Source organism: Pseudoduganella rivuli, assembly GCF_009674485.1.
GTDB classification, from domain to species: domain Bacteria; phylum Pseudomonadota; class Gammaproteobacteria; order Burkholderiales; family Burkholderiaceae_D; genus Rugamonas; species Rugamonas rivuli_B.
On the sequence record NZ_WKJJ01000007.1, the window covers coordinates 326,638 to 347,572 of the forward strand.

Here is a 20,935-nt window from a genome sequence, read left to right on the forward strand (position 1 = left end):
TGCCCGACCCGGTCCCCGATATGCCACGCACCAACGCTCCGTTACCCACCGCATTTTCCCTGTACCTGGACGCCGTGCGGTTTTGCGCCGCCGTCATGGTGGTCTTCGCGCACTACGTGCAGCACAAGCTGGTCAGCGCCCCGGTTGCCGCCGTCTTGCCGAATTGGGGCCGGGAAGCCGTGATGGTGTTTTTCGTGCTGTCCGGGTTTGTGATTGCCTACACCACGGAAAACAAGGGCGCATCGGCGCGCGAATATGTGGTGGCGCGCTGCGCCCGCATTTATTCCGTGGCGTTGCCCCTGCTGCTGGCGTCGTTCGTGGCGGCCGGCATCGCCGCGACGTGGCTGGGCGTGGACGTGCCGGCCGGCTATGAATTGCGCCGCGCATACTTTTATATTCCTTTCCACCTGATGTTCATGGGGGAACTGTGGGTCATGTCGGAAACCCCGCCATGGATGCCGCAATACTGGTCGCTGGGTTACGAAGTCTGGTACTACGTGCTGTTCGGCTGCGCATTTTATTTGCGCGGCTGGTGGCGCTATGCCGTCACCGCCGGTGTGTTCGTCTTGCTGGGCCCCAAGCTGTGGTTGCTGCTGCCGGTGTGGCTCAGCGGCGTGGCGCTGTATCACGGCTTGAAGCGCTACAGCATGCCGGTAATGGTGGCGCGACTGGGCTGGCTGCTGACGCTGGCGCTGCTGGCGGCGTTCCATGCCACCGGCAGTGAACAGGCGTGGCGCCCGGTGGCGCAGCACCTGTGGCCGTTCCCCGGCATCCGCATGGGCAGCGCGGACCGCTTCCTGTTCGATTACGTGGTGTGCGTGCTGGTGGTGGCGAACTTCGCCTGCGCCCGCTTTGCCGAGTTCGCCGCGCTGGCCCGGGCGGCGCAACCCATCCGCATGCTGTCGGCCTACACCTTCACGCTGTACCTGGTGCATGAACTGGTGATCTCGTGCTGGCGCACCTTCCATGGCCACGATCCGGACAGCACGGCGCACATGGTCACGCTGACCTTGCTGATCGCCGCCACCACGTGGCTGGCGGGGATCGTCACGGAAACCCGCAAGCACTGGTTCCGCGCACCGTTCGAGGCGCTGCTATGGGCCAGGTCACCGGCGCGGAGCGCCGCGCCCAAGTAAGTTCAGCGAACGGCGAGCGATGCGCGCCGTATGCTCATCAGCATCCCGCAACCGGTCCCCAGGGTCATCAGGGCGGTGCCGCCGTAGCTGAAGAATGGCAGCGGCACGCCGACCACCGGCACGATGCCGCTCACCATGCCCAGGTTGACGAACGCATAGGTGAAAAAGATCAGCGTGATGGCGCCCGCCAGCAGGCGGGAAAACACGGTGGGCGCGTCCGCCGCGATTTGCAGGCCCCGCACGATCAGCAGCGTATACAGCACCAGCAAGACCAGGTTGCCGGCCAGCCCGAACTCTTCCGCGAACACGGAAAAGATGAAGTCGGTGGACCGCTCCGGCACGAACCCCAGGTGGCCTTGCGTGCCTTCCAGCCAACCCTTGCCGGCCACGCCGCCGGAACCGATGGCAATGCCGGCCTGCTTGACCTGGAAGCCTTTGCCCAGCGGGTCCGCTTCGGGATTGAGCAAGGTCAGGACGCGGTTGCGCTGGTAATCGTGCAGCAGCGGCCACGCCAGCGGCACCGCCGCCACGCCCGCCAGCACCATGCCGGCCAGCGCTTTCCACGACAGGCCCGCCAGCAGGATCACGTAGACGCCGGCCGCCAGCACCAGCAGCGCCGTGCCCAGGTCCGGCTGTTTCATGATCAGGCCGACCGGCATGGCCAGCATCACGCCGGCCACGGCAAACAAGTGCCGGCGCTTCATGGCGCCGAACTGGTGGAACAGCCAGGCCAGCATCAGCGGCATGGCGATCTTCATCATTTCCGACGGCTGGAATTCAAAGCCGATCCAGATCCAGCGCTGCGATCCCTTGCGGCTGATCCCGAACAGGAACACGGCCAGCAGCAGCGCCACGCCCGCGCCGTAGACGGGCGCCGCATACCGCATCAGCGTGGGCGGCGGGATATTGGCGGCAATCCACATCAGCGACAGCGCGATCAGCACATTGCGCAATTGCAGTTCGAAGCGGCCGGGAAAATCCAGCGCGGCGGAATACAGGGTGCCAAGGCCGGCGGCCAGCAGCAGGCCGACCAGCAGCGCGAGGCGCGCGTCGACGGCGATATACGAGCGCACGTGGCGCCACAGCGGTAACGGGGTCATACGGGATCGGGGAGGGAATCGGAAAATCAGAAAGCTTGCAGCCAGGCCAGGCGTGCCGTCAGCGCGGCCAGGCCGATGAGCGCAATGGCGCCCAGCAGCGCGAGGCGCTTGCGGAAGCGTGCAGCATCGGTGGCGTCGGACGATGGAGGAAGCGGTGAATTCAAGTCGCTCATGGCTGGTACGTGGTAGTCAGCCATCATTATAACGTTGGCAATGAACCCGTAGGGCGGTAATCCGCAGGATTGCCGCCATGCCGGCGCCGCTGAGAACGTATCAGTTCCCGCTACCGATGCAATACCGGTTGCGTCCCGTTTCCTTGGCACGGTACAGCAGCGCATCGGCGGTGCGGATCAGCGCTTCCGGGTCGTTGTCGTCGCTGGGGTGTACGGCCGCCACACCCATCGATACCGTCACCTGGTCCGAGACGGACGACGCCGAATGCGGCAAATCCAGGCTGCGCACTTCTTCGAGGATGCGCTTGGCGACCACTTCCGCGCCGTCGCCGCCGACCGCCGGCAGCAGGATGATGAATTCCTCGCCGCCATAACGCGCCAGCAAGTCCGGCGGGCGGCCGGCGCAGCGCTTCATGGCGGCCGCCACCTGTTGCAGGCACTGGTCGCCCTGCTGGTGGCCATAGGCATCGTTATAGTTCTTGAAATGGTCGATGTCGATCATGATGACCGCCAGCGGCTGTTCCGAACGCGCGCAGCGGCGCCATTCATTGTCCATCGCTTCATTGAAGCTGCGGCGGTTGGCCACGCCCGTCAGCACGTCGGTCAAGGTCAGTTCGCGCATGGCGTCGGCCTGGCGCTTGATGGTCAGTTGCGTGCGCACACGGGCCCGCACGACGGCGGAATTGAATGGCTTGCTGATGAAGTCCACCGCGCCGGCTTCCAGGGCGCGCGTCTCATCTTCGGGGTGGGTCAGCGCCGTGACGAAGATCACGGGGATGTCGCGCACGGCGGCCGAGGCCCGCAGCGCGGCGCACACTTCATAGCCATCCATGCCGGGCATCACGGCATCGAGCAGGATCAGGTCGGGCAACTGGTTGTGCGCAATCTGCAGCGCTTTTTCACCGTTGAGGGCAAACAGGACATCGTGTTCGTCGCGCAGCGCGTGATGCAGGATCTGGATATTTTCCATCGCATCGTCGACGATCAGGATGCGGCCATTCATGGCCAGGTCGGACCAGCTCATTATGCGTTTTCCTTTCGCTTCAACAGGTCGCGCACCAGTGTTTCCGCGGCGGCGAAATCCAGCGTTTCGATCGCATTGGCCAGCGCCAGCACCGTGCCGTGGCCGCTCGATTCCAGCGACGGCCGCACGGACTGGAAATGTGTCAAGGCTTTCATATTGTTAGTCTGTAATAAGGATACCAGTTCCTGCAACGCTTGCGTCAGGTCCATTTCCGCCCGTTGCTCCGGCACCGCCGTACCGGCCGGCAGCGGCAGCGGCAACGTACGGGCGGCCGCCGTCACCACGGCGATCGATTGGTCCAGTGCCGTCAGCATAAATGCCAGTTCGGCATCGCTATCTTGATGCAGGGCAATTTCCGCCTGCGCGCTGATACGGGCAATATCGCCGGCGCCCAGGTTGGCCGCCACGCCGCGCAGGCGGTGCAGCAGCTTGGCGGCTTCTTCCCGCTTGTTGTGTGCCAGCAACGTGCGGACATCCGACACGGTGCCACCCTGCGAATTTTCAAAGCGTTTCAGCAAACCCACAAAGGCCGGGTAATTGCCGGCCAGGCGCTTCAACGCCGCATCGAGGTCGATGCCGGGCACTTCCGCCGGGCGGTCGTCGCGTTCGACCGCCCAGCCGCCCGCGGTGGCCGCCGCCGGGTCGCTGCGCACGGACGTGAAGCGCAGCAGCGTGTCGATCATTTCTTCCACGTCGATGGGTTTCGGCACGTGCGCATCGACGCCCGCTTCGATGGCGAGGCGGCGGTCCTCCTCCATCGCGTTGGCGGTCATGGCAATGATGGGCAAGTCGCGCAAGCCCATGGCGCGCAAGGCGGCCGTCGCCTCGTAGCCATTCATGACCGGCATTTGCAGGTCCATCAGGACCGCGTCGCAGCGGGCGCCATCGGCTTCCAGCATGTCCACCGCAATCTTGCCATTGGCGGCGATTTCCACCCGGGCGCCCGCGTGCAGCAGGATGTACTGGGCCATTTCCTGGTTGATTTCATTATCTTCCACCAGCAGCACGCGCACACCCGCCAGGCGTCCGGCCAGCGGCGTGGAAACGGGCATGGCGGACGGCTGCGCGGTCCCGGTGCGCACTGCCGTGATGGCGGCCATCATGCGGCTCGGCGTGGACGGCTTGGCCAGCACGGATGCGATGTGCAGCGTATCGGCCAACGCCTGCATTTCTTCCGTCAGGTGGTCCGGCGCCATCATGATGGTGGGCGGCAATTGCAGGCTGTGGTCGGTGTGGGCCTGGGTCAGCAGGCCGATGCCGTCCATGTCCGGCAGCCGCGCATCGAGCAGCAGCATGTCCAGCTGGCGCGGGCCGACCGAGCGCGCCAGCTTGTGCAGCAATGCCAGCGCGGCGGCGCCGCTGTCGGCGGTCCACACGCTCCAGCCCAGCGACAGGCAATGCCGGGCCAGCATGTCGCGCACGGTCGCGTTGTCGTCCACCACCAGCAACGCCAGGCCTTGCAGCGCGTCGGGCAGCGGGGCCGGCGTCGGAACGCCGGTGACGGCCCGTTCCAGCACCAGCGTGAAGCGGAACACGGAACCGCGTCCCGGTTCGCTCTGCACCGTGATGGAAGACCCCATCAGGTCGACCAGGCGGCGGCAGATCGCCAGCCCCAGTCCCGTGCCGCCGTACTGGCGGCTGGTGCTGGTGTCGGCCTGGGAAAACGCGTCGAACATGTGTTCCTGCTGGTCGTGCGGGATGCCGATGCCGGTATCGCGCACGGAAAACTCCAGGCTGACGTGAGTGGGGCTGGAACCGACCAGGCGCACGCCCAGCACCACTTCGCCCTGCTGCGTGAATTTCACGGCGTTGCTGGCCAGGTTCAGCAGCACCTGCTGCAGCCGCATGGCGTCGCCCACCAGTTCCATCGGCACGTCCGCGCCGACCGCAAAGATCGGTTCCACGCCCTTGTCCCATGCGGCCTGGCTGATCACCACGCCGATGCTGGTGAGGATATGGTCGAGGTTCAGGCGGTTGATGTCGAGTTTCAGCTGGCCCGCCTCGATCTTGGAAAAGTCCAGCACGTCGTTGACGACCGCCAGCAGCGATTGCGTGGCCAGCTGGATCTTGCCGACGTAGCTGCGTTCGCGCCGTTCCAGCGGCGCCTCTTCCAGCAGCCGCGCCAGGCCCAGGATGGCGTTCATCGGCGTGCGGATTTCGTGGCTCATGTTGGCCACGAATTCGCTCTTGGCGCGGCTGGCCGCTTCCGCACGGTCGCGCGCCCGGATCAGCTGGTCGTTCAAGTCGTGCAGCCGCAATTCGCCCCGCTTCAGCTCCGTCACGTCGGAGACCATGACAAAGAAGCCGCATACCTTGCCCTGGTCGTCCAGGTCCGGGAAATAGCTGGCCCAGACAAAGCGCATTTCGCCGTCGGCGCGCAACCGGTCCTGGTAAAAGCTTTGCGGCGTCCCCGCCATGACGCTTTCGATGTGGGACAGGTTTTCCTGGTACAGGCGTTCACCCAGCACATCCCGGATGGTGGCGCCGAGGATGTCTTCCACCGGGCGGCCCATGAACTCCGCAAAATACTTGTTGGCGAAGCGGCAGCGCATCTGTTCATCCCAGTACACCACCATGCCGGGGACATTATCGGCAATGGCCCGGATAAACGCATTACTGCGCTCCAGGCTGGCCGACGTGGCGCGCAGCACTTCGTCGGCGCGCTTGCGTTCCGTGATATCGATGGCAATGCCCAGCAGGTGGGTGGGCTTGCCGTCGTCGTCGCGCAGCGCCACCTTGCGCGTATGCAGGTAGTGCAACTGGCCGTCCGCGCTGGTCAACGGCTCTTCCGGGATTTCCACCACGTCGCCGGACGCCAGCACGGCGCGGTCGGCCGCGGTAAACGCGTCGGCCTGGTCGGCGGGGAAGAAGTCGTAATCGTTCTTGCCGATGAAGACTTCGCGCGGCAGGCCGAACGTCAGCTCGCCCTGGTGGTTCAGCATTTCAAAACGCAGGTCGCTGGCCCGTTTCACGAACAGCGAGACCGGCATGTGTTCGACCACGGATTTGAACAGTTGCTTGGACTGGCGCAGTTCCTGTTCCGTGCGTTTCTGGTCGGTGATGTCCAGCAGCAGGCCGGTAATGCCGATCAACTTGCCTTCAGCCGAACGTACGGGGAAATAGCCGGTCAGCCAGTGCCGCACGTCGTCCGGCTTGCCGGGCGCAGTCCCGGTCAGTTCGATGCCGGAAATCGCCTCGCCCGTCGCCATCACCTTGCGGTAATCCCGTTCCACGTCGCGGATCACTTGCTCATCGCGGATCACGTCGCCGAAATGGCGGCCGATATGTTCGCTGACGGGCTTGTCGTTGATGGCGGCCAGGTATTCATTGATCATCACGATGCGCAAGTCGAGGTCGACGAACGACAGGCCGACGGGCGCGCTGGCATACACGTTTTCCAGCAGCGCCTTGGAGGCGGCCAGTTCGGCCGTGCGTTCGGCCACCAGCAATTCGAGCTGGTGGCGGTGGCGCTGGATGTCGCCTTCGACCTGGCGCAGCGCCGTGGCGACTTCTTCCGCTTCCAGGAAATTCGACGGCGCCAGCACCATGGGTTCGCCGGTGGCCAGCGCATGGGCCGGTTGCGTCAGTGCGCTGACGGAACGTCCGATCTGTCCGCCCATCAGCCACGACATGGCAAAGCCGGCCAGCACCAGCAAGGTGACCGCGCCCGTCACCAGCGGCACCGATGGCATCATGCCATCGAGCGCATGCTCTTCCGGCATGGCCACGGCGATGCGCCAGTTGTGGTGCGGCAGCTTGGCAAAGGCGGCATAGACCTTGATGCCTTCCATCGAGACCGTGCGCATGGCGCCTTCATCGCCATCGCGCAGCGCATCCAGCACGTCGGGTGGGGCGGATTGACCGACAAACCGCGGGGCATCCTTGTTGCGGGCCAGGATCACGCCATCGCCGTCGAGCAGGCTGGCAATCATGTGGGGCGGCAGGCGCTGTTCGGCCAGCAGGTCCGTCAGGCGGTCATGGCGCAGGACGGTAGTCAGCGCATAGGCGACTTTGCCGTTGACCTCGACCGGCACGTCGATGGCGAGCCAGCGCTGGCCATCGCTGGCGCTGGACGGCAGGTTGGCCGCCACGGTGCGGCCTTGCTCGAACAATGGACGCAGGCGCGCCGGCGGGCCCGCGGCTGGTATGGCGGAAGAGGGGCGCTCCGCGGCCAGGGCCGGCGCAGTGGCGCCGGCGGCGACGGACAGTACCTGACGGCCCGCGGCATCGGTCAGGATAAACCGGGCGCCGGGGAAGTTGGGCCGCAACTGCTTGCGCGCCTGGGCGGCGAACGCCGCCAGGTCGCCGGCGGCCAGGCTGGGTGAGGCGGCCAGCGCCAGCGCCGTGCTTTCCGCCTCGCTGATGTCGTGTTCGATGGCGGCCGACACGGCGCGGGCGGTGACCAGCGCGTCGCGCGACACCTGCACGGTTTCGCGCTGATAAAAATGCTGCACCATGACGCCCAGGCCCACCACGGACGGCAATGCGCAAACCAGCACCAACAGTGCGATTTGTGAACGTATGGTCGGTAATTTTCCGTTGTCCGTGGTCACCGCTGCATCTCCCTGTTGGTCCGGTGGCCATTGGATCATACCCGCGTGCGGGGATTCGGCAAAATGCTTTTGTGCTGGACAGCAACACCCCGCTGTGACTGGCGGTCACAGCGGGGTGTTGCTTGTACTTGGATAGTGAGTGGTTTCAGCTGCGCGTGACAGGCAGCGCCAGGTCTTCCTTCAACGGCATGTGCTTGGCCAGTTCCAGCTTGGCGATGGCGTTGCGGTGCACTTCATCGGGACCGTCGGCCAGGCGCAACGTGCGGTTGCCGGCCCACTGGTACGCCAGCGGGAAGTCGCCCGACACGCCGCCCGCGCCATGGGCCTGGATCGCCCAGTCCAGCACTTGCTGCGTGACTGTCGGCGCCAGCACCTTGATCATGGCGATTTCCGCCTGGGCGCCCTTGTTGCCGACGGTGTCCATCATGTATGCCGCTTTCAGCGTCAGCAGGCGCGCCGTATCGATCTGGATGCGGGCTTCGGCGATGCGTTCGCGCCACACGCCCTGATCGGAAATCTTCTTGCCGAAGGCAACGCGGCTGTTCAGGCGCTTGCACATCAGTTCCAGTGCGCGTTCCGCCACGCCGATGGCGCGCATGCAGTGGTGGATGCGGCCCGGTCCCAGGCGGCCCTGGGCGATTTCAAAGCCGCGGCCTTCGCCCAGCAGGATGCTGGAGGCGGGCACGCGCACATTGTCGTAAATGATTTCGCAGTGGCCGTGCGGCGCATCGTCGTAGCCGAACACGGGCAGCGGGCGGACGATGGTGATGCCGGGCGTGTCGGACGGCACCAGGATCATCGATTGCTGCTGGTGGCGCGGCGCATCGAAATCGGTCTTGCCCATCGTGATGAACAGTTTGCAGCGCGGGTCGCCGGCGCCGGAAATCCACCATTTGCGGCCATTGATGACGTATTCGTCGCCGTCCCGGTCGATACGCATCTCGACGTTGGTGGCGTCGGACGACGCCACCGCCGGTTCCGTCATGGCGAAGGCCGAACGGATTTCACCGCGCAGCAGCGGCTCCAGCCATTGCTGCTTGTGTTCTTCGGTGCCGTAGCGCTCGAGGGTTTCCATGTTGCCCGTGTCCGGTGCGGAGCAATTGAATACTTCCGGCGCCCACGGCACGCGGCCCATGATTTCGCACAGCGGTGCGTAATCCAGGTTCGACAAGCCTTCCGGCGCCCGTTTCGACTTGGGCAGGAACAGGTTCCACAGCCCCTGTTCGCGCGCCAGCGGTTTCAACTGTTCGACGATTTCGGTGGGAATCCAGCGGTTCTGCTTTTCGCGGCCGTTGCGGTCGACTTCTTCATAAAACACGTTTTCAACGGGGTACACGTGCCGGTCCATGAAGGCCAGCAATTTGCCTTGCAGTTCTTTGCAGCGGTCGGAGTATTCGAAGTCCATGCTGGTTCCTTGTCAGATTGGTTTGCCGTTTGCGTACGCCCATGCCAGTTCAGCCATGGGGCGCGCCATCTTGCCCGATTCCAGCGCCTGGGCGCTGGAGGCGGTGCCGTCGACGTAGCGTTTCATGATGCCTTGCATGATCGACGCCAGGCGGAACATGTTGAAGGCGAGGTAGAAATTGAAGTCTTCCAGGCGCAAGGTGCGGCCGGTGCGCTCGGTGTACATGGCGATGTATTCCTGCTGCGACGGGATGCCCAGCGCTTTCAGGTCCAGCCCGCCGATACCGCGGAACTGGCCCGGTTCGATGTTCCAGCCCATCGCGTGGTACGAAAAGTCGGCGAACGGGTGGCCCAGGGTCGACAATTCCCAGTCCAGGACCGCCAGCACGCGCGGCTCGGTCGGATGGAAAATCATGTTATCGAGGCGGAAGTCGCCGTGCACGATCGAGGTTTCATCGCCCGGCGGGATATTCGCGGGCAGCCACGCGATCAACTGGTCCATGGCGGCGATGGATTCCGTTTGCGACGCCACGTATTGTTTCGACCAGCGTTCGATCTGGCGCTGGAAATAATTGCCCGGCTTGCCAAAATCGCCCAGCCCGATGGCGTTGTAATCGATGGTGTGCAGCAGCGAGATGACGCGGTTTTGCTCGGCGTAGATGGCTTGCCGTTCGGCCGGTGTCATGCCGGGCAGCGCCTGGTCCCACAGCACGCGGCCTTCGACGAATTCCATCACGTAAAAGGCGCGGCCGATGATGGCTTCGTCCAGGCACAGCGTGTACTGGCGCGCCGCGGGGAAACCGGCCTTGTTCAGGGCATCCATGACGCGGTATTCGCGGTCGATGGCATGGGCCGAAGGCAGCAGCTTGGCGGCCGGCGCCGGCTTGGTGCGCAAAACGTAGTGCTGGTCGCCCTTGGAAAGCTTGTAGGTGGGATTCGACTGGCCACCCTTGAATTGCACAACCGTCAACTCACCGGCCGGGTAGCCGTCGATATGCTGCGCAAGGTAAGCGTCCAGCGCGGCCACGTCGAACTGGTGGCGCGCCGACACTTCCTTGGTGCCCATGAATTCTTCGAACATCTTCCATCTCCTGGGTATGGGAATAACTGCGTTTTTTTATTCTAGCCCAAAAAATAGAACGTGCGTGCGTTTTTATTGCGGGATGTCAGAAAAATATCGCGGTACGGGTGACAATCGCACCCGAACTGGTGTAGGCGCCGGCGGCTGTGCCGGTATTGGCACGTACGCTGCCGGTGCCGGGCTTGCCGTCATCGAGCTTGGCGTCGATTTGTTCGGCAAATGTGTCGGGCAGGTTGTCGAAGCGGATGCCGTTGCCGCCACGGCCGCCCACCACGTCGTTGTAGATGTAGACGGCGCCGCCCTGGGCGCTGGTCATGAAATCGGTGGTGCCGTTGTACGAACCCGTGATGAAGCCGCCCAGCGCCAGGTGCTGGGGCGCCAGGTGGTACTCGGAAATCTGGCCGTCGCCATTGCCGTTGCCGGTGGCGCCGGGTACGTGCGTGGTGGCCAGCGGATCGTCGCCCGGCAGCGCGCGGAATTTATCCTGGTAAGCGTTGACCGCCGCCGTCAGCGAATTCGATTGCTGGATGATGTTTTTCACCTTGGCGCTGTCGATCAGGCCCTGGCCTTTCAGCACGCCGCCCAGCAGCAGGCCGATGATGACCAGCACGATGGCGATTTCCACCAGCGTGAAGCCGCGTCTGTGCGAGATTGATGGGATGGGTAGGGTGGTTTTCATGGTGTGTGCTCCGGGATGGAAAAATCAGGGTTGGTGGCGTTCGAGGCGGCGCTCGAGCCATTGCAACTGGGCGGCGTCCTGTACCTGGCCCGAGACCAGCAAGCCGCCCGCGATGGCGCGCGCCGCGTCGCGTTCCGACGCCTGCGCCAGCAGCGGTTCCAGTTCGCGCGCCCAGGCCGGCACGCCGGGACCCGTGGCATGCAGCCGGATTGCCTGCGCATAGCGCTGCGCCAGCGCCGCGTCGTGCAGGCGATGGCGCGCCAGCAGAGCGCCGTGGGCCAGCCATGGCCAGCGCCGGTCGGGGTCTTCGGCAAAGCGGCGGGCGATCCAGTCCAGCATGATGCGCACGCGCACCGGGTCGTGCACGGCGCCATAGACGTCGGCCGCCGCCAGCAGCGGAGCCTGGCCGCGTGGGTCGAGGTCCAGTGCGCGGTCCAGCCAGGTGGCCAGCGCGGCGTAATCGAGGTCGCGCCAGCGCTGTCCTTCATCGAAGGTCTGCATGTGCAGCATCAGCAGGCGCGCGGCCACTTCGGTTTCGCCCAGGCTGGCCACGCGCAGCCATGCCGTTGATGGCGCGGCGGGCACGGGTTCCGGCTTGCCGCCGGGCGGCGGCAGCCATGCCGCATACAGGCAGTGTGCCGCCAATGTGGCCGCCACCAGCAAGTGCGGCCGGCAGGCCTGCAACAGGGAAGAGCGCGGCGTCATCACAGTTCCTTGCGGCGCAGATCAAACAGCGCCGCCGCACCCAGCAGCGCCAGGTAGAGGGCGGTCTGGCCGCCGATCGACGCCACCGTGGCCCAGGTGGCGTCGCCGTAAATCAGCCAGCTGGCGCGCGTATACAGGTCGAGCCGGGGCAGCAGCGTGGCGATGGCGTCAAAGCCCAGTACCAGCCAGTGGCGCAGCGTATTGTCCGGCTGCAGGCTGTGCTGCGCAGCCAGATGCAGTGCGGCCCCCATGCGCGCCAGTAAATAGAACGCCGTTGCCGCCGCCAGCGCCGGCAACGGATGGGCCAGCGCCAGCGCGCACAGCAGGCCGAAGCCGGCGGCCAGCCACAGCTCGCACAGCAGCGACACGGTCCACAGCACGGTTTGCTGCGGCGCCGCGCACACGGCCAGCAGCACGCCGCTGGCCAGCGCCATGGGCACGGCCAGCAAGGCCAGCCCGGCAAATTTGCCGGCCACATAGGCGCTCCGCGGCAGCGCCATTGCCATCAGCATTTGCATGCCGCGCCCCAGGGTTTCCCGCATCACCGACAGTACGGCAAAGGCGGCGATGGCGCCCGCGCAGGCCAGCCGCAGCAAGGCGCCCAGCAATGCCGTGTACAGCGCGTCGCCTTCGGCCAGCGCCAGCAGGCGGGCAAATCCGGCTATTCCCAGCGCCGCCGCGCCCAGCGCCGCCATGACCCAGGGCAGGCGCCCGCGCCACGCTTCCAGCACAGTGCAGCGGCCGATGGCGCGTATGGCGAGCATGGCGTTCATGGCAGCACCTGCGCGGCCACCATGCGGTTGAACAGGATATTCGGCGACACCCACACCACGATGTCGTCGAATTCGCCCCCTTGCTGCGCGCGGTTGTCGCTGGGCTGGCGCGACACGAAATTCACGTCCGATTGCGCATTGTTGCGCTCATCCTCATTGCCGCGAAAGCCGCCGGGGCCGCCTGCCGCCGCGACACCCAGTTCGCTGTACGCGCCCGCGCCATTGGCGCCATGCGACACGATCACGGCCGGCACGTCCTGCGCCGGCGCGGCATAGGCCAGCGCCCCGCCGGCGTCGCGCGTGTAGACCGTGATATCGCGCGGCGTGACGATCTTGAAGCGCTGGCCGCTGTCGGCAAAGGCCGGTGTCACGCTGTAGCGGTACAGGTGGTTCCACGCATCGAGTTTCGGCAAGCCCAGCGTGGCCCATGGCAGGAAACCGTCGCGCCGCTCGTCCGTGCAGCGGTAGCCGTTGCGGTCTTCCTCGCCGTTGGCGGCCGATATCGCGGGGCAGGGCAGGTGGCCATGGCGCACCGCGTAGCCGACCAGCGCCTCCTTCGCTTCATCGAGCATGCGCCGCGTATCTGCCACGCGGCGCTGTTCCATCTGCACCGATAACGGCGTCAGCAGGCCGCCTATCATCAGGCCGACAATCACCAGCACGATGGCGATTTCCACCAGGCTGAATCCGGCTTGTGTTGTTTTTTGCATAATCAGTTTGGCAAGGTGCGGGCCGCGCGCATGCGCTGGTACAGCAAGTCCAGCGGCAGCCAGGCCACCAGGTCGTCGAATGGTCCACCCGCCCGGCGCGGGTCCGTGGTGGCGGGGCGGCTGATGAAGTGCAGCGCTTGCACGGCGTTGGTTTGTTCATCGTCGTTGCCATCGGCGGCGTTGGCGCGTTCCAGCCCCGCTTCGCTGACGCCGAGGTTGTAGCGCCCGTGCGACAGCACGACAAACGGCGCGCATTGCGCCTGCACCGAGCAGGCCGCGCCGCCGGCGACATAGCGCAATTCGCCATCGCTGTCGCGTGTCTGCACGGTGCGGTTGGCCACGGCGGTCGACGCGGCATAGGCATAGGTGGTCAGCGCAGGCGTGACGCTGTAGCGCAACCGCTGGCCCCAGGCGTCGGCGCCGTCGATGCCCAGTGCTGCCCACGGCAGGAACCCCGTGCAATCGGCATCGCTGGCGCAGGGCGTGGGACGTTCCAGGCCGTCGAATGCCGAGGCGGCCGGCAACGGCAGGCGCCCGTTGACGGCGGCGAAGCCGGCCAGCGCATCCTTGGCCTGGGCCAGCACCATCAGGGTTTGCTGTTCGCGGCGCGCCTGCGGATGGACGCCGCCGAAGGCCGACATCAGCAGCGACGAACCGGCCAGCGCGAGGATGGCCAGCAGGATCAGCAGCACGGCGCCGTGCTGGCGCCTGGCGAGCTTCTTAGCGTGTTTCATCTCGCACCTCCCCCGTGGTTTCATCGTAGCGCTGGCCGGGTTTCAGGGTGACGCGCTGGCCGGACGGCAGGATCAGCGTGACCTTGCCGTCGCGCCTTACGATGCGGCGGCTGTCCGGCAGCGCTTCCTGGTTCAGCCACACGGTGGCGGCGCCGCGCGCGGGACGCACCACCCCGTTCAATACCAGCGGCGCCGGTGGCGGCGGAGGCGGGGGGGCTGGCGATGTTGCTTCCACGGGCGCGGCGGGCTGCGCCGCGCCGTAGCGCTGCGCATCGAGCTGGGCACGCTGCTGCGCTGTGTTGAACAGCCGGCCCAGCGGCGGTGGTTCCGCTGCGCCGGCGGGCAGGGCAAGCAGCAGCGTAACAAGGGCGGCGATCGGCGCGCCGCGCAGTATTCCCGGCAATGGCGGCAGGCGGTTCATGGCCGTTCTCCCGTTGCCGCCAGGGCTGCGGGTGTGGCGGACACCGAAGCGAGCGTGCCGGCGGAACGGTTCAGATCCGGTGTCGCGGCGTCGGCCAGCGTCACCCAGTTCAATGTGCACGACGCCGTCACCGTCGGCGCCAGCGGCGTGTTGGGCGCGGATGCCGGGCGTTTCAGCGTACATTCCTGAACAGTGCTGTGGCCGTGCGTGCGCAGGCCCGACAGCAGCGCGAACAGGTCGCCTTCGTGCAGCAAATCCATTTGCAGCCGCATGCGCGTCGTGTACAGGCTGTAGCGGCCCAGTTCCATGGCGGGCGACACCACCACCGGCTGGCGCGGGGCGATGTCATACGCGATCGGCGGCAAGCGGTACTGGTCTTGCATCTGGCGCAGCGCGTCGATCCAGTCCAGCCGGTTTTCCGTGCCAACCAGGCGGCGCGCCAGCAATTGCCGGTAAATCGGCTGGAACAGGGCGATGTCGCGTTTTTCCTGCTCTACCTGCGCAAACTGCCGGTGCGCCAGGTCGCGCTCATGTTCCGCCTGCACCTGGCGGTCGCGAGCGTCATGCCACAGTGCGCGCGTGGACACGACAGCGGCCGTGGCGCAGGCCCCCGTCACGGCAAATGCCAGCACCGCCAGGCGCAGGTGGCGGAAGTCGCGCAGCCACCAGGGCAGCACGCGTGGCGTGGTGGCCGCATTCATGGCGGCGTTCATGGCGCCAGCTCCAGCCGCAGGATGAACGGCGAGGGCGGCGGGGTGTCGCCCGTGGCGCGCCCGGTCAGCTTCACGTCCGGCCGCACGTCCAGCACCGGTTGTTCGATGGCCACCGTCATGCGCGGCTGGCGCGCGAGTTCCTGCGCGAACGCCTGCATGCTGTCGACGGCGCCCCGCGCGTCGGGCCGGGCCAGCCGCACTTCCGCTTCCACCCGCAGCGACTGGCGCGGCTTGACGGGGATGCCCAGCAGGGCCGACGGCACGGATTCGGCGCCGGCCGCGCTTGCGGGCAACCCGCTTTGCCCTTCGCGCCCGATGGCGGCAGCGCCGGCCGCTTCGGATCCGGCGCCCCCTGCGGCCCCCGGCGGCGGTTCGACCCGCCACGCCAGCGACACCAGTTGCACTTGCGGCGTGCGTTCCAGCGCCGTGCTGACCATGGACAGCATGTCCAGCGGCGCGGGCCCCTGGTCCGCCAGCAGGCGGTCGACCAGCACGGCGGCGCGCATGTCGGCCGTGGGCGCCGCGACCGGTCCCAGCGGCGCCATTGCGCTGCGGTAGCGCGCCGTGAAATGGCGGGCTTCCTCGGCCAGCGTTGCGGCGCTGATGCTGGCGTCGGCGTACGCCCACACGTTAAATCCCGTCCAGACCAGCGCGCATGCGGCCACCGCCAGCGCCGACGCGTACAGCGACACGCGCGTTTGCCATAGCCGGTAATAGCGGGAATCGGCGCCCGTCGGGTAATGGCTGCGCGGCAGGCCGCGGGCCAGCAAGTGCAGCAACAGCGCGTCGGCCAGCAGGGGAGGCGAATCGCCCGGCGCCATGCCGCAGCGTTCGAACGCCGCCGCCAGCGGCACGAAATGGAACGTGGTTTCCGCTCCGCTCACGCATTGTTCCGACAGCGGCGCGATGGCGTCGTCGTGCGTGACGATCACCGTATGCAGCATTTCCCCACGTTCCAGTAAATGCGCGCTGACGAGGAACTGGCGCGTGCGCGCCGTCTCCGCCGCGCATTCGGCCTGCGGCGGTGCCAGCCGCGAAAACTTCAATTGGCCGTCCTGGAAATAACTCTGGCGCATGCCGCAGCTTTGCCACGTCACCAGCAGGATGTGCGGTTGCGTGAACCCCAGCGCGGGCGGCACATCCGCATACAGCAGGGCGGCGGACCAGACGCCGGCCAGCGGCGCTTCCACCAGGGTCAGCGCTTCGGTCCACAGCTGGACGGCGGCGGGATTGGTCAGTGCCGACATCAGCACGATGTCGTCGCGCCTGGCGGAGCGGGCCTGGCCCGTGTCCGGTTCGCGGCCCTGCAACGCGGCGCGGCGGTACGGCGTTTCCCGGTATTGCTGTTGCAGGCGGCGCGCAAGCAAATTGCGGCCCGCGCGGCCCCGCACGTGTGGCAACAGCAGGCGGTGGAAGTCTTCTTCGACCAGGTCCGCCAGCAAATGGATGGGTGGGCGTCCCAGCGCCACCACGTGGTCGGCAAAGGCGTCGACACCGGCGTGGTCCGGCGCGAACACGGGGCCGGGCGACAGCACGCCGCGCCGCCAGCGCCAGGTTTCCAGCCTGCCGCTGCACAGGTACGCCAGGTGCACGGTTGATGCCATGATATTCATCGTCTTCACAGGCGGATATTTCCGATCGTGTCGTACACGGGGCCCAGCACGGACAGCATGATCCAGCCCAGCAGCAAGCCCAGGATCACCGTCATCGCGGGTTCCATCATGGCCTGGGCGCGGTCCGTCAATTCCTTCACTTCGCGGTCATAGAAATAGCTGACGTTGCGCAGCGCCCGGTCCAGCGCGCCCGTGGTTTCGCCCACCTTCAGCATGCGCACCACCAGTGGCGGGAAAATCCCCGTGTTCTGGAACGCCGAGGCCACGCTGGCCCCTTCGGCAATCAGTTGCGCGGCGCGCCGGAACCCCTCGGCAATGGCGCGGTTGCCGGCAATGCCTTCGGACAGGCGCAGGCATTCGAGCACGGGGATGCCGGCCGCATACATCAGTGCAAAGTAGGTGGCGAAGCGGGCCAGGATAATCTTGTGCAGCACGGGCCCCAGCAGCCATACGCGCAGCAGGAACCCGTCCCAGCGCCGCCGCGCCGCGCCGCTGCGGCGCAGCCGCCAGCGCAGCGCCAGCCACGCCACGACGGGCGCGGCCAGGATCACATGCCACCAGTGGATGAAGATGCCGGACACGAAAATCAGGGCCCGCGTGTGGGCCGGCAGCGTATTGCCCATGTTGCGGATGAACGCCGTCAGTTGCGGCACCAGGTAGATCATCAGGAAAAACGTCACGGCCAGCACCACCACCGCCACGACCAGCGGGTAGGTGAGGATCTTGCGCGTGCGCGCGGCCAGTTCATCCTGCCATTTCAGGCTGTCCGCCAGGTTCCTGAAGACATCGGTGATGCGTCCGCTTTGTTCTCCGGCGTGCACCAGGCTCGTAAACGTGCGGTCGAATACTTCCGGGTGCGCCTGCAGCGCCTCCGACAACTGGCGTCCCGCCTCGATGGATTCGATCAGCGACGTGATGATTTCGCGAAAACGGGGATGCTGCTCCATGCTGTCGCGCAAATCGCCCAACCCGTCCAGGATGGGCACGCCGGCGCCCGTCATCTGCTCCATGTGGAAACAGAAATTGATGATGTCGGCGCGCGTGACCTTGCGCCGGCCCAGCGCCAGCTTGCGGGTGCGGGTGACGGTATAGTCGACCAGGTCCAGTCCCATGCGGTCCAGTCGCAGTTCCAGGTCCGGCACGTTGGCTGCTTCCATGTTGCCCGGCACCAGTTCCCCGGCGGCGTCCATCGCCTGGTAGAGATAGTGCGGCATCATTGCAACCTGTCGGTCAGGTCCGCCACGCGCGCCACTTCCTCCAGCGTGGTGACGCCGTCCAGCACGCGCCGCATGCCGTCGTCGACCAGCGTGCGGAAACCGGCCCGCGCGGCCGCTTCGCGCAGTTCGCGGCCGGAGGCGCGCCGGCCCGCCAGTTCATCGAGTTCGCCATTCATTTTCAGCACTTCCATGATGGCCAGCCGCCCCTTGTAGCCCTGGTGCGCGCAGCGCTCGCAGCCGACGGCCCGGTAGATCGTGGCGGGGGCATCGTCCGGTGCAAGGCCCAGCAGGCGCCGTTCGATGTCGTCCGCCGTGTCCGGCGTGCGGCAATGGATGCACAGCTTGCGCACCAGGCGCTGCGCGACGATGCCGATGATATTGCCGGCCATGACGTCCGGCACGATGCCGATATCGAGCAGCCGTGGCAGCGAACCGATGGCGGAATTCGTGTGCAGCGTGGAATACACCTGATGGCCCGTCATGGCGGCGGCAAACGCCATTTCCGCGGTTTCCCGGTCGCGGATTTCGCCGACCAGGATGATGTCGGGGTCTTGCCGCATCATCGAGCGGATGCCGTCCGCGAAGCCGATCCGCGCCGCGTCGTTCACGGAGGTCTGGCGGATCATGTTCATCGGGTATTCGACGGGATCTTCCAGCGTCATGATGTTGACGCTCTCGGTATTGATGTGGTTGAGGATCGAATACAGCGTCGTGGTCTTGCCGCTGCCGGTGGGGCCGGTGACGAGGATGACGCCATGCGGCCGCGCGATCATCAGCTTCAGCAGCGTCAGTTCCGGGTCGGCCAGGCCCAGGCCGTCGAGCGGCACGATGCCCTGCTGCCGGTCCAGCACGCGCAGCACGATGTTTTCACCGTGCGTGGTGGGCTGGCTGGAGGCGCGGAAGTCGATCTGGCGGCCGGAAAAGCGGATGGAAATGCGGCCATCCTGCGGCGCGCGGGTTTCCGCAATGTTCATGCTGCTGATGACTTTCAGGCGCACCGCCATGGCGGGCCAGTACGATTTGTGCAGGCTGCGGATCTGGCGCAGGATGCCGTCGATGCGGTAGCGGATGCGCAAGAAGCCCTGTTCCGGCTCGAAGTGGATGTCGGACGCGCCGTTTTGCACGGCGTCGGCCAGCAGCGCATCGATCAGCCGCACCATCGGATGGCTGTATTCATCGGTATCGGCCTTCATGCTGGCGTAATTGACTTCGCCGGTCTCGATTTCATGCAGGATGCCGTCGATCGACAATTCGAAACCGTAATACTGGTCGATGGCGCGGCTGATGTCGGACTCGTTGACCAGCACGGGCGTGATCGTGATGCCCTGCACCAGCATCGCCTGGATCTGGTCCAGCGCGACGATGTTGCTGGTATCGGCCATGGCCAGCACCAGGTTGTCGCGGTCGCGCTCATACACGATGGGGAACACGCGGTAGCGCTTGGCCACGTCTTTCGGGATCAGCTTCAGCGCCACCGCATCGACCACCAGGCTGTTCAAGTCCGCCGCCGGGGTTTGCAGCTTTTCGCTGAGCGCTTCGCGCATCGTGGCTTCGGTCACGAAGCCCAGTGAAATCAGCATGCGTCCCAGCGGTTCGCCGCTGCGCTTCTGCTCGATCAGCGCAATGCGCAACTGGTCTTCACTGATCACGCCCTGGCGCACCAGCAGCTTGCCGAGCGGGATGGCGGGCGCCTTGCCGGGCTGGTGCAACGCGTTCATGGCTTTTCCACCGCCAGCTGTTCGGCGCGGCGTTTTGCCGCGTTGCGGTCGAACGCGGCGGGGCTGGTGCGCGACAAGTCCAGCGCGCGCTGGTAATACGACAGCGCCAGCTTGCGCTGGCTGAGACGGTCCAGGCCGACGGCCAGGTTGAACGCATAGTCGGGGTTGTCGGGCGCGGCGGAGTAGGCGCGGAAATACGCTTGCTGCGCATCGGGCCAGCGGCCCTGTTGCGAGTACAGGTTCCCCAGCGCGAATTCCAGCGGGCCGGCGCCGGGATCGCGCCGCAGCATTTCCTTGAGGCGCATTTCACTGTGGCCAAGGTCGCCGGGCCGCAGCGCCAGCAGGCCGGCCTGTGCATCGGGATCGCCGGGATTGAGTTCCAGCAGGCGCTGGTAGCCGGACGTGGCCGCAGCCGTGTCGTTGCGGCGCGCGGCAATGGCGGCAATGCCCAGCAGGGCGTCGCGGTTGTTCGAATCCTGCCGCAGGACGGTGGCGTAATGCTGGGCCGCCGTCGCATAGTCGCCCGCCATGAACGACTGATAGCCGTCCTGCAGGTTGGCGTTGACGCGTTGCGGCGTGACGCTGCGCAGCACGTGGATGTCGGTGACGCCGGTGTTCAATGCAGTGGCGGCGCCGTCGGCGTTGCCGGGATTTGCCGCGTTGCCCGCATTGGCTGCCGGCTTGGCCGCCTGGGGCGGCGCGGCAGGAGCGGGTGGCGGTGCTGCAACAGCGGGCGCCTGTTGCTGCAAGGCGCGCTGCAAGTCGTCGTCGGACGGCATGCGGCTGGCGCTGTGCGGTTGTCCCGGCAGCGCGGTACGGGCCTGCGGCAAGCCGGTATGCCCCCGCGCCGGCTGCAGGCGGTCTTGCGTGGTGTAGGGCGCGCCCGGCGCGGTCGCATCAGGTGTGGCGGGGGCGGGCAGCGAGGCTTCGCCATCACCGGAAGGCAGGCTGGATGGCGGCGGGACCACGGCCACTGGCGCCGGTCCCGTGGTGGCGCCGGGTGGCGGCATCGGCACGGGCGGCAAATGGGCGCCGGGGCCCGGCGACGTCAGCGCATACCAGTAGACGCCTGCCAGCGTGCCGGCCACCAGCGCCAGCGCGCCGCCGAGGACGGCAAGGCGCACCCGCGCCGGGTCGCGGCGGGGCTGGTCCTGTTCCGCCGCTGCCTGCGCCGCCGCGCG

General features: G+C 66.5%; 18 protein-coding genes. 1 reads left to right on the forward strand and 17 read right to left on the reverse strand.

From position 1 onward, the window contains the following. Positions 1–20 precede the first annotated feature (20 nt). Complete coding sequence (locus GJ700_RS13520) at positions 21–1,136, forward strand: acyltransferase family protein (protein WP_154374549.1); 1,116 nt, start codon at positions 21–23, stop codon at positions 1,134–1,136. 2 nt (positions 1,137–1,138) lie between these two features. On the opposite strand, the gene rodA is transcribed toward GJ700_RS13520, so the two are convergent. The 17 genes from rodA to GJ700_RS13605 form a co-directional block, all read right to left on the reverse strand. After that, positions 1,139–2,236: a rod shape-determining protein RodA gene (rodA, locus tag GJ700_RS13525; protein WP_154374551.1), complete on the reverse strand. Its 1,098-nt coding sequence runs from the start codon at positions 2,234–2,236 to the stop codon at positions 1,139–1,141. 26 nt (positions 2,237–2,262) lie between these two features. Next, the gene (locus GJ700_RS13530) at positions 2,263–2,409 is read right to left on the reverse strand and encodes a hypothetical protein (RefSeq protein ID WP_154374553.1); all 147 of its coding nucleotides are present in this window, start codon (positions 2,407–2,409) and stop codon (positions 2,263–2,265) included. 100 nt (positions 2,410–2,509) lie between these two features. Then, positions 2,510–3,433 carry a diguanylate cyclase domain-containing protein gene (locus GJ700_RS13535; RefSeq protein ID WP_154374555.1) on the reverse strand — a complete coding sequence of 308 codons (924 nt, stop codon included), beginning with the start codon at positions 3,431–3,433 and terminating at the stop codon, positions 2,510–2,512. Next, entirely contained in the window at positions 3,433–7,986 is a 4,554-nt protein-coding gene (locus tag GJ700_RS13540) for a PAS domain-containing protein (protein ID WP_371867942.1), read from the reverse strand. The genes GJ700_RS13535 and GJ700_RS13540 overlap by 1 nt, the downstream gene beginning before the upstream one ends. A 145-nt stretch (positions 7,987–8,131) precedes the next feature. Continuing rightward, entirely contained in the window at positions 8,132–9,391 is a 1,260-nt protein-coding gene (locus GJ700_RS13545; protein WP_154374559.1) for an acyl-CoA dehydrogenase family protein, read from the reverse strand. Between the two features lie 12 nt (positions 9,392–9,403). After that, positions 9,404–10,471, reverse strand: a complete 1,068-nt coding sequence (locus GJ700_RS13550) for a phosphotransferase (protein ID WP_154374561.1) — start codon at positions 10,469–10,471, stop codon at positions 9,404–9,406. A gap of 85 nt (positions 10,472–10,556) precedes the next feature. Next, positions 10,557–11,150 (reverse strand): prepilin-type N-terminal cleavage/methylation domain-containing protein, encoded by a 594-nt coding sequence (locus GJ700_RS13555; RefSeq protein WP_154374563.1) that lies wholly within the window; start codon positions 11,148–11,150, stop codon positions 10,557–10,559. A 24-nt stretch (positions 11,151–11,174) separates the two neighbouring features. Continuing rightward, positions 11,175–11,855 (reverse strand): hypothetical protein, encoded by a 681-nt coding sequence (locus tag GJ700_RS13560; protein WP_154374565.1) that lies wholly within the window; start codon positions 11,853–11,855, stop codon positions 11,175–11,177. After that, positions 11,855–12,628 (reverse strand): ABC transporter permease, encoded by a 774-nt coding sequence (locus GJ700_RS13565; RefSeq protein ID WP_154374567.1) that lies wholly within the window; start codon positions 12,626–12,628, stop codon positions 11,855–11,857. The genes GJ700_RS13560 and GJ700_RS13565 overlap by 1 nt, the downstream gene beginning before the upstream one ends. Beyond that, positions 12,625–13,338 (reverse strand): type II secretion system protein, encoded by a 714-nt coding sequence (locus tag GJ700_RS13570; protein WP_154374569.1) that lies wholly within the window; start codon positions 13,336–13,338, stop codon positions 12,625–12,627. Before GJ700_RS13570 ends, GJ700_RS13565 begins: the two co-directional genes overlap by 4 nt. Positions 13,339–13,340: 2 nt before the next feature. Further along, positions 13,341–14,072, reverse strand: coding sequence for a hypothetical protein (locus GJ700_RS13575; protein WP_154374571.1), 732 nt, complete (start codon positions 14,070–14,072; stop codon positions 13,341–13,343). Then, the gene (locus GJ700_RS13580; protein ID WP_154374573.1) at positions 14,059–14,493 is read right to left on the reverse strand and encodes a hypothetical protein; all 435 of its coding nucleotides are present in this window, start codon (positions 14,491–14,493) and stop codon (positions 14,059–14,061) included. Before GJ700_RS13580 ends, GJ700_RS13575 begins: the two co-directional genes overlap by 14 nt. Continuing rightward, entirely contained in the window at positions 14,490–15,206 is a 717-nt protein-coding gene (locus tag GJ700_RS13585; protein ID WP_154374575.1) for a hypothetical protein, read from the reverse strand. The genes GJ700_RS13580 and GJ700_RS13585 overlap by 4 nt, the downstream gene beginning before the upstream one ends. Continuing rightward, entirely contained in the window at positions 15,203–16,810 is a 1,608-nt protein-coding gene (locus tag GJ700_RS13590) for a hypothetical protein (protein WP_154374577.1), read from the reverse strand. Before GJ700_RS13590 ends, GJ700_RS13585 begins: the two co-directional genes overlap by 4 nt. A 14-nt stretch (positions 16,811–16,824) precedes the next feature. Beyond that, positions 16,825–18,036, reverse strand: coding sequence for a type II secretion system F family protein (locus tag GJ700_RS13595; protein ID WP_229506984.1), 1,212 nt, complete (start codon positions 18,034–18,036; stop codon positions 16,825–16,827). Further along, on the reverse strand, positions 18,033–19,754 hold the full coding sequence (locus GJ700_RS13600) for a GspE/PulE family protein (RefSeq protein WP_154374579.1): 1,722 nt from the start codon (positions 19,752–19,754) through the stop codon (positions 18,033–18,035). Before GJ700_RS13600 ends, GJ700_RS13595 begins: the two co-directional genes overlap by 4 nt. Then, positions 19,751–20,935: tetratricopeptide repeat protein (locus tag GJ700_RS13605; RefSeq protein ID WP_154374581.1), on the reverse strand; the 1,185-nt coding region annotated here is incomplete at its 5' end. The genes GJ700_RS13600 and GJ700_RS13605, both read right to left, overlap by 4 nt.